Here is a 9408-nt window from a genome sequence, read left to right as displayed (position 1 = left end):
GGATGTGCTTGTGCGGGCGGTTACGGTCGACGATGACGGCGGACAAACGCTCGCGGTCTTCGACGGAAAGCAGGATGCAGACGGTCTGAGCCATGCCGAGAGAATCGCATGGTTCAGGCCGCTTGTGAATCCTCTGTTTGCGTCAATGCACTAGGATGACGACCTGGTACTGAAATGAGGCCTTTATTAGTTTTGCCTCACTTCCCCCAAGGCATGATCGGCACCGTCGAGATGGCGTTCTTCGGCGAACCGTCGATCAGTTTGTCGGAATAGCTGAGATAGACCAGCGTGTTGTTGGGTTTGTCGAAGAAGCGCACGACCTGCAGCCTCTTGAACAGCCATGACCGGTTTTCCTTGAAGACGTCCTCGCCGTCCTTGAGATCGCCCTTGATGGCGATCGGACCCACCTGGCGGCAGGCGATCGAGGCGTCGGAGGTGTCTTCGGCCAGACCCACGGCCCCCTTGACGCCGCCGGTCTTGGCGCGGCTGACATGGCAGACGACGCCGTCGACCTTGGGGTCGTGGAAGGAATCGATGCAGACCTTGTCATTGGCCAGTCCCAGCATGCGGATGTTGGTCGACACGCAGCCGACCTCTTCGGCGTGGGCGGGCAGGGCGGCGGTTGTCGCCACCAGCAGCGCGAACAGACAAGACGGAACAAGCGGTCGGGTCATCAAGGGCATCCTTTTGAGCCAGCGGGCGATCGCGGGGGATGGTGCCACGTTCGGTCGGGTCCGTCACCCCGGACGAAATTCTTTATAGCGCGTTATACCAAGTCTCTGTGATCGGAACCGATCACAGAGGCCTCAATCGCCGGGCGGGATACATCCGTATCCCTTGGCTTCGCGCCAACGATGGCGCGGGCCCCTTCAGTTCACAGGAACAAGGACAGCGCCAGCATCCACAGGGCGATCAGGATGGCGCCCATTCGGACGAAAGCGCCGTTCCATTCATGGGCGACGGTCGTGGAGGAAACACCGGACAGCCGGGCCACCGTCAGGGCGGCGGCGCCGACCGGCGTGGTGGTGGCCGACAGCGACCAGGCCCCCATCAGGCCGCTGGCCAACACCAGCGGATCGATGCCGAGCCGGGTCAGGTTGGTGACCGCGCTGCCCAAAAGGGTGACGGTGACGATCTGCGGAACGCCGAAATTGGCAAGCAGCATCATCGCCCAGGCCAGCAGCACCGAAACGGCGACCGGCGGCAGCGGGACCAGGCCGATGATCTTGGCGGTGATTTCGGGCGAGAGGAAGGCCGAGGCCAGCCGTCCGAAGAACATCGCACCGCCCAGGATGACGAATTCGTTGCGATAGGAGGGCATGCTGACCGTCAGGCGCTGGCCCAGACGGCGAAAGGCCATGGCGACGGCCGCTTGCGGCTGGGCGCTCCAATGCTGGGCGGTAAGCCAGATCAGGGCGGAGACGGGCACCACCATCATGGCGCCGATCACCGGGCGGACGCCCAGGGTCTCGGCCCAGGCCACCGAACAGGTGACGACGGCGCCGATCAGAATGCCCAGGGCGTACATGGGGCGGTGGCCGCCTGCCTGTTCGGCGCCCCGGGGCGCTTGCGTTCCGGGGAAGGCCCTTCGGTCCATCACCCAGCCCAGTCCCATCAGCAGGACGGCCAGTCCGAGCTGCAGCGGCAGCAATCGCCACCAGGCGATGCCGGGAACCGAAACCTGGGTGACGGCGAAACAAATCGACAAGGGGGACCATACGGTCATCATGCAATAGCCACGCAGCACGGCGGTCATCATCCGCTGCTGGCGGATGGCGGTGACGCGGACGTCGCCGCCGGCGGCCTCCAAGGTATTACCCTTGAGGACCATGGTGCCCAAAAGCGGCAGGACGCCGAAGTTCAAGACCAGGGAAATCAGATGACTGCCGACGCTCAAGACCAGATAACGCCGGCCGGGCGGCTGGCGGACCATCCAGCCGCCGCAGGTCTGAACCAGATGGGAGCTCTCGGCGGCGTCGCGCAGCAGGCTGAGCGCGGCGAACAGGCCGACGATGAAGGCCCCGTCATCCAGGGCCCGTCCCAGCAGGGACAGGGGATCGGGCTGCCAGATCCAGGCGGCGAGGGCGCTCGTCAGGCAGACCGCCAGCATGATGCGTCCACCGCGCACCACCGCGCGGGCCTCGATCGCCACGAAAGCCAGCAGCGCGGCACGGGCGGCGTCGCGGCCCCAGGCGAGGGATGTGACGTCCCTGGCAACGACCCCGATAATGACGACGACGGCGAGAGCCGCCGAAAGAATGCGGAGACGCTGGACATTATCGGTCATCGAAGGGGATCCTCGCCGCCCGGCTCTCCGCCGCGGATCAGGCCCAGCAAATCCTCCTCCGACAGCCGCGCCGAGACGTCGCTGCCTTCCAGCAGGGCGTCGGCGAGGTCGCGCTTCTTGCGATGCAGGCCCAGGATCCCTTCTTCGATGCTGTCCTTGACGATCAGGCGGTAAATGGTCACCGGGCGCTGCTGGCCGATCCGGTGGGCGCGGTCGGAGGCCTGGTCTTCGACGGCGGGATTCCACCAGGGATCGAGGTGAATGACATAGTCGGCGGCGGTCAGATTGAGGCCGAAGCCGCCCGCCTTCAGGCTGATCAGGAACAGCTGGCCGGCGCCGGCCTGAAAGGCCGCCACCCGCTGTTCCCGTTCCCGGGCGGCGGTGGCGCCGTCCAGATATTGGTAGGAAATGCCCTCGGCATCGAGCGCCGCGCGGATCTTGCCCAGATGGCCGACGAACTGGCTGAATACCAGGGCGCGGTGGCGGCCCTGGCGCAATTCCTTCACCAGGTCGAGAAAGGCCGACAGCTTGGCGCCGGCGATTTCGGTCCCGGGCGAGGCGAGGGCGGGATGGCAGCAGGCCTGCCGCAGTTTGGTGATTTCGGCCAGGATGTGGATGCGGGTGCGCTGCCCCGCCGCCTCCAGATTTTCCAGGGCGCGGCGGCGCAGCGCCTCGTAGAGGGCCCGTTCCTCGGCGTCCAGGTCGATCCACAGGGTCTGCTCGGTCCGGGCCGGCAGCTCCGCCAGAACGGCGGCCTTGGTCCGGCGCAGCAGGAAGGGACGGACCAGGGCTTTCAGGGTGGCCTTGGCGATCGGCTCGTTGTCGCGTCCGATCGGCGTGCCGAAGCGCTGGGCAAAGGATTTCCGGCTGCCCAGCAGCGTCGGATTGATGAAGCGGAACAGGCTCCACAATTCCTCGAGATCGTTTTCCACCGGCGTGCCGGTCAAGGCGAGGCGGAAACCGGCCCGCAGACGCTGGCTCGATCGGGCCCGCCGGGTATCGGCGTTCTTGATGGCCTGGGCCTCGTCGAACACCGTCATCGCCCAGGCGGCCTCCGACAGCCTGTCCTCTTCCCGCGTCAGCAATCCATAGGAGCAGATCAGCACATCGCCGGTCCCGAGGGCGCCCAGCGTCTCGGCCCGGTCATCCGCCTCGGCCAGGCGGCGGGCCTTCAGTCCGGGGGCGAAGCGGGACAGTTCCGCGACCCAGTTGCCGCAGACCGAGGTGGGGGCCACCACCAGGCAGGGGCCCTCCGCCGCCTTGTCCAGCATCACCGCGATGGCCTGCACCGTCTTGCCCAGTCCCATGTCGTCGGCCAGCAGGGCGCCGGCACCCCAGCGGGACAGGCGGCTCATCCAGAGGAAGCCCTCGACCTGATAGTCGCGCAACTCGGCCTCGAGCCCGGCGGGCAGGGCCGGCCGCCAGTCCCCGGCGTCGTCAAGGCGGCGGGTGAAGTCCCGCCACCGGGCATCGGCCTTGAGTGATCCGGCGTCCTCCAGGATGTCGCGCACCGCCACGCCGGCCACGGCGGCGATCTTCAGGTCGTCGCCCATCCGGCGCAGCCGTTCCAGTTGTCGGCGGAACTGGGACTCCAGCACTAGAAAGCCGCCGTCGTCCAGCGGCAGAAAACGCCCGCGGGCCTGGTCGAGGCGGGAGAGCAGATCCTTCAGATCGAGGACCAGGTCTTCGTCGATGCTCACCGATCCGCCGAGGCTGAACCAGTCGTCGCCTCCCCGGATGCTGGCCTTGAAACTCTTCGCGGTGGCTTCGCCGCGCAACGACAGGCTTTGCCCCTCGGGCCATTCCATGGCCGCCGGAACGGGCAGGCGACGCAGTTCGGAAAGAAACTCCAGGCCGGACATCAGCTCTTCCAAATGCCATTCCGGTCCTTCGCCGCTCAAGGATGGACAGGCCTCGGCCAGGGCCCGGGCCAGGCGCGTTTCCTCGGCCAGATCGCGGCGGACCCGCGTCGTTCCGACCAGGACCGTCCGTCCGCCGAGACCGGGCAGGAAATGCGCCCCCTCGGTCCCCAGGGGGCGCACCACCAGCGACACCTTCAGTCCTTCCCCCAGCGGCGCCAGACGGACCACGGGGGTGGGATCTCCGGGCTGGGCGGCGGCATCCTCGATCTCGGGGGTCTCGACGCGCAGCGGCAGGCTGGGGGCCTGCGCACGGGCCAGCGCGGTCAGCCGGTCGCGGGCGGCGGCGGGAACGACGATGCCCTCGCCGATGATGGCCGCCGCGTCGACGGCCTTGGCGTCGATCACCACCACCCGCCAGCGGCCCGGCGTTTCCCGCTCGATAAAGATCCCGGGCGCGAAAGCGGCGTGGGACAGGGCCAGGCGGAATCCCGATCCCGTCGATGTCAGCACCACCTCGGCCCGGCCTTCAACCAGTTCGACGGGTTGCGCGGGATTGTCCATATCGAACAGCCGCGGGTGGCCGACCAAGGCGGGAAAGGCCGTTTCCGGCGCCAGTTCATAGAACTCGTGACCGTACCAGCGGCCCGCCGCGCGCCGGATGGCGCGCATGGCGCGGCGGTCGAATTCGTCGGCATGCTCGAATTTGGCGGCGTCCTGATGCAGGCGTTTCAAGGAGACCGGCCGTCCGGCGCTCCAACCGCGGGCCTGCAGCATCTGTTCGACCGGTTCGACGGCCTGTCCATCGGCATCGATCCGCCAGACCAGCCGCCGGGTCGGCGGCTCCGCGCTCGCCGGCGCGGCCGGGACGAGCATGGCCTCGAGGCTTTCCAGCGAGCGTTCCCAGGCTGCCTTGGCGGCGATGATCTCCAGGAAGCGAAAGGAAATTTCCCGGCCAGGACGGGCCAGGAACGCCCGATAGGGCTCGCCGCTGACGATGCGCTCCAGCACTTCGGCCACCATGCCCGCCACCAGCGGCAACGAGTCCTCGACCCGGCGGAACAGCGCGACGGCGCGCTCGATCTGTTCCCTGGCCAGGGGCGGATCGACCAGGGCGGCGGCGATCATCGGCAGGGCGGCCTCGAAGGGGGGAATCCTGTCGATCGCCGCGCCGGCCATCATGGCGCGCCGCGCCCATTCGGCCGCCGTCGCGCGGTTGCGGGCGAGGTCGAACAGGGCCTGGAGGGCAAACTGGCCGGGTGTCTCCCCCATCTCGCCGAGCGCCGCCTCGATATCGGCATGGTGGGCGGCGTCGTCGGTGGCCAGCAGCGCGCACAGATGCAGCAGTCCGGCACGGCCGGGCAGCCAGATCTTGCGTTTTCGCGCGGCTTTGCGATGCAGGCGCAGCGCCTCGCCGAAGCGGATCGCCGCCCGGCCGGGATCTCCCGACAGCAGGGCATGGACGGCGGCGAAGGTCGTCGCCTCTTCGGCCGTCGAAGCGGCGGCGATCAGATCGGCCAGATCGGCGAGGCGCCCGCTTATCGCGTAAAACTCGGCCAGCATGGAAAAACATTGGGGCAGCAAGGTCTGCCGGCCATGGTCCATCAGGGCGCCATAGTCCGGCGAGGCGGTTCCATGGCGGATCAGATGGTCGGTCTTGCTGCGCAGGATCTCCCTTTGGAAAAAGGGAGATCTCGACGCCAGCCACTCCGTTCCGACGACGGTGTCGGCGAAAAGATCCATCGGCGGGCGCGCGCTCCGGCAATAGCGGTTCCTGAGCTCCATCTGCCGTCCGAACAGGGCTTCGTCATTGAGAAGAACGGCGATGCGCAGCCAGCGCGCGGTGTCGGCCTCCACCGATCTGTAGTCCCAATAGCGCTCGGCATGGCCCTGCGGAACAATGCCGCCGATGGCCTCGATCATCGCCGGGCCCTCGGGCGAGGCGATGGCGGCGGCGGCCAGCGGCTGGAGGAGCTCCGGCGCGCAGGCGAAATCGTCGGCGAGGAACCCCCGGATGCGCAGGGAGTCGAGCACCGGCGCCAGCGTCTTGCCTTGCCAGGCAGGGACGGTCGTCCGCAGCCGGTTGAGGCAGTCGAGGAAACGCGTCTTGCCGATGGCCGGTCCGAGCAGAGCCTTCAGCTTCAGGATCGTCTGTTCGGCGGGGCTGAGCGTGGCGACGTCGAGGCGAGACTTGGTCATGACCTTCGCATGGCGAGATTGCGGCGGCAGTCCGCTTCCATATTGCCGGACTGCCGCCATATCGGCCAGATCGACGGTTCTATGTCAACATGGCGCTCAGGTGATCGGCGCCGGATTGAACAGCGTCAGCGCATTGTGCAGGCCCCAGTTGTCGGCCCAGGTTTTTTTTCGGCCGCTGGCGACCTCAAGGATCAGGCGGAACAGTTCCCAGCCGACCTCCTCGATGGTGGCCGTGCCGGTGGCGATGCGCCCCGCGTCGAGGTCCATCAGGTCGTGCCATTGCTGGGCGAGCGACGTGCGGGTGGCCACCTTGATCACCGGGGCCATGGCGAGGCCGTAAGGCGTGCCGCGTCCGGTGGTGAAGACCTCGATGTTCATGCCTGAGGCCAATTGCAGGGTGCCGCAGACGAAATCGCTGGCCGGCGTCGCGGCATAGATGAGCCCCTTCCGATCGACGCGCTCGCCGGGGGACAACACCCCGACGATCGGGCTGGTGCCGGATTTGGCGATGGAGCCCAGCGCCTTTTCGACGACATTGGACAACCCGCCCTTTTTGTTGCCGGGTGACGGATTGGCGCTGCGGTCGGCGGAGCCCCCGGCCAGATAGCGGTCGTACCAATCCATTTCACGGATCAGCGCCCGGGCGACCTCCTCGGTGGCGGCGCGCGGTGTCAGCAGATGGATGGCGTCCCTGACCTCGGTCACTTCCGAGAACATCACGGTGGCGCCGGCCCGGACCAGCAGATCGGCGGCGTATCCCACGGCGGGATTGGCGGTGACGCCGGAAAAGGCGTCCGAACCGCCGCATTGCAGGCCGACCACCAGGTCCGAGGCCGGGCAGTGAACCCGCTGGCGCTTGTTGAGGACGCTCAGCCGCTTTTCCGCCATCGCCATGATGGAGGCGACCATGTCGCCGAATCCCTGATGGGCCTCGTCCTGCAGCCGGACGATCGAGGAGTCGTCGAAGGCCTCGGTGATCGCCGTGGTCGGCAGCAGGCGTTCCGGTTGCAGTTTCTCGCAGCCCAGGGCCACCACCATGACGGCGCCGCCGAGATTGGGGTTGAGCACCAGATTCTGCAATGTGCGGATGGGAATGACGGCATCGGGTGCGTTGATGGCCACGCCGCAGCCATAGGCATGGTTGAGGGCCACGACATCGTCGACATTGGGAAAGCGCGGCAGCAGTTCGTCCTTGATGCGCTTGACCGCATGGTCGACCACGCCCGCGACACATTGCACGGAGGTGCTGATGCCGAGCAGGTTCTTGGTGCCCGCCGATCCGTCCGCGTTGCGGAATCCCTCGAACCCGTATCCCTCGAGAGGGGGCTGGGCGAGCGTCGGCGCCGTGGCCAGTGGCAAGTCGTCGAAGCCCGGCGCCGACGGCAGGTGGATCATCGTTTCATTGATCCATCCTCCCCGGGCGATCGGCCGGGTCGTATAGCCGAGGATCTGCCCATAGCGGACGACCGCGGCTTTTTCGGCCAGATCCTCGAGCGCCACCTTGTGGCCTTGCGGCACATGTTCCTTGAGCACAAGGCCGCTTTCGAACCGGGTTCCCGCCGGCAGTCCACCGGGGTTGACGACGATGGCGACGTTGTCGGAGTCCGCGACGCGGATATAAAGGGGTTTGTCCGTCATTTCGTTTTGACCAGTTCCATGCGTTTGATGTCACCGACGATCACCAGATAGCTGAGGACCGTCAGCAGGGCGTTGGCGCCGACGAAGACCAGGGCGCCGTTGAAGGAGCCGGTGCCCTGGACGATATAGCCGATGAAGATCGGAGTGGTGATGGCGGAAATGCTGCCGATGAAATTAAACATTCCTCCGGCCAGCCCGACGGCCTCCTTGGGCGAGGTGTCGGAAACCACCGCCCAGCCCAGCGCGCCGAAACCCTTGCCGAAATAAGCCAGCGCCATCACCGCGACGATCAGCCATTCCGTGCTGATGTAGTTGGCGGCGACCATGGTCGTCGACATCAGCATGCCGACCACAAGCGGCGCCTTGCGGGCAAAGGTCAGGCTGTGGCCCCGCCTCAGCAGACGATCCGAGACGACGCCGCCCAGCACGCCGCCGGCGAAACCGCAGACCGCCGGTATCGAGGCGACGAACCCGGCCTTGAGAATCGACATGCCGCGGGCCTGGACCAGATAGACCGGAAACCAGGTCAGGAAGAAATAGGTGACGGCGTTCAATCCGTACTGGCCGAGATAAACACCGAGCAGCATGCGGTTGCCGAGCAATTGTCTGACGTAGGACCATTGAAGCCCCTTGTCGTCATCGGCGGTTTTCGCCTTCGGCTGATCCATGTTGACCAGCGCGCCGCCCTCCTCGATCAGATCGAGCTCGGCCTGGCCCATGCGCGGATGGTCTTTGGGATTGTGCAGAGTCCTGGACCAGACGAAGGCCAGAACGATGCCCAGTCCGCCCATCACCACGAAAACCCATGGCCAGCCGAATTGATGGGTGATCCAGCCCATCAGGGGGGCGAACAGCACCGTTGCGAAATATTGCGCTGAATTGAAGATCGCCGAGGCGGTACCACGCTCCTTGGTGGGGAACCACGCGGAAACGACGCGGCTGTTGGCTGGAAAACACGGTGCCTCGGCCAGGCCGACCAGGAAACGCAAGGCGAAAAGAGCAATGACGGCCGCCGTCGCCCCCAAGACCCAGACGCCGCCCTGCAAACAGGTGAAAAACGACCAGATGAACAGGCTGGTGACATAGACGCGTTTCGATCCGAAACGGTCGAGCAGCCAGCCGCCCGGCAGTTGTCCGATCACATAAGCCCAACCGAAGGCTGAAAAAATGTATCCCATCGAGATCGCGTCGAGGCCCAAGTCCTTGGCAGCGGCAGGACCGGCAATGGAAAGAGTCGCGCGGTCCGCATAATTGACCGACGTCAATATGAATAACATAAGAAGAATAAAGTAGCGAAGATGACCAGCCTTGGCCCTTGTTGTGGCGCCTGCCGCGTCCATGATGACAGCCTCCCTGCTGCGTTAGTCTGGTATGTGAGCGAAATAACTAATTGATTTAGTTAATTTTATTTTTAATTAGCATGCC

General features: G+C 66.0%; 5 protein-coding genes. All 5 read right to left on the bottom strand.

What is annotated here, in order from left to right:
• Positions 1 to 197: 197 nt before the first annotated feature.
• A complete protein-coding gene (locus CWS72_RS25405; RefSeq protein WP_101253467.1) occupies positions 198 to 674 on the bottom strand; it encodes a CreA family protein in 477 nt (158 codons plus the stop codon).
• A gap of 200 nt (positions 675 to 874) precedes the next feature.
• Positions 875 to 2287, bottom strand: coding sequence for a hypothetical protein (locus CWS72_RS25400; protein WP_101253463.1), 1413 nt, complete (start codon positions 2285 to 2287; stop codon positions 875 to 877).
• On the bottom strand, positions 2284 to 6345 hold the full coding sequence (locus tag CWS72_RS25395; RefSeq protein WP_158240817.1) for a DEAD/DEAH box helicase: 4062 nt from the start codon (positions 6343 to 6345) through the stop codon (positions 2284 to 2286). The genes CWS72_RS25400 and CWS72_RS25395 overlap by 4 nt, the downstream gene beginning before the upstream one ends.
• 96 nt (positions 6346 to 6441) lie before the next feature.
• Complete coding sequence (gene garD / locus CWS72_RS25390) at positions 6442 to 7983, bottom strand: galactarate dehydratase (RefSeq protein WP_101253461.1); 1542 nt, start codon at positions 7981 to 7983, stop codon at positions 6442 to 6444.
• Positions 7980 to 9323, bottom strand: coding sequence for an MFS transporter (locus CWS72_RS25385; RefSeq protein ID WP_101253460.1), 1344 nt, complete (start codon positions 9321 to 9323; stop codon positions 7980 to 7982). Before CWS72_RS25385 ends, garD begins: the two co-directional genes overlap by 4 nt.
• Positions 9324 to 9408: the final 85 nt, after the last annotated feature.

The organism is Telmatospirillum siberiense, from assembly GCF_002845745.1.
Lineage (GTDB): Bacteria > Pseudomonadota > Alphaproteobacteria > Rhodospirillales > Magnetospirillaceae > Telmatospirillum > Telmatospirillum siberiense.
This window is presented reverse-complemented; position numbering and strand designations above follow the sequence as displayed.

Coding starts and splice junctions, on each gene's coding strand:
- CWS72_RS25405 (WP_101253467.1), bottom strand. CDS start 674: ATGACCCGACCGCTTGTTCCGTCTTGTCTGTTCGCGCTGCTGGTGGCG.
- CWS72_RS25400 (WP_101253463.1), bottom strand. CDS start 2,287: ATGACCGATAATGTCCAGCGTCTCCGCATTCTTTCGGCGGCTCTCGCC.
- CWS72_RS25395 (WP_158240817.1), bottom strand. CDS start 6,345: ATGACCAAGTCTCGCCTCGACGTCGCCACGCTCAGCCCCGCCGAACAG.
- garD (WP_101253461.1), bottom strand. CDS start 7,983: ATGACGGACAAACCCCTTTATATCCGCGTCGCGGACTCCGACAACGTC.
- CWS72_RS25385 (WP_101253460.1), bottom strand. CDS start 9,323: ATGGACGCGGCAGGCGCCACAACAAGGGCCAAGGCTGGTCATCTTCGC.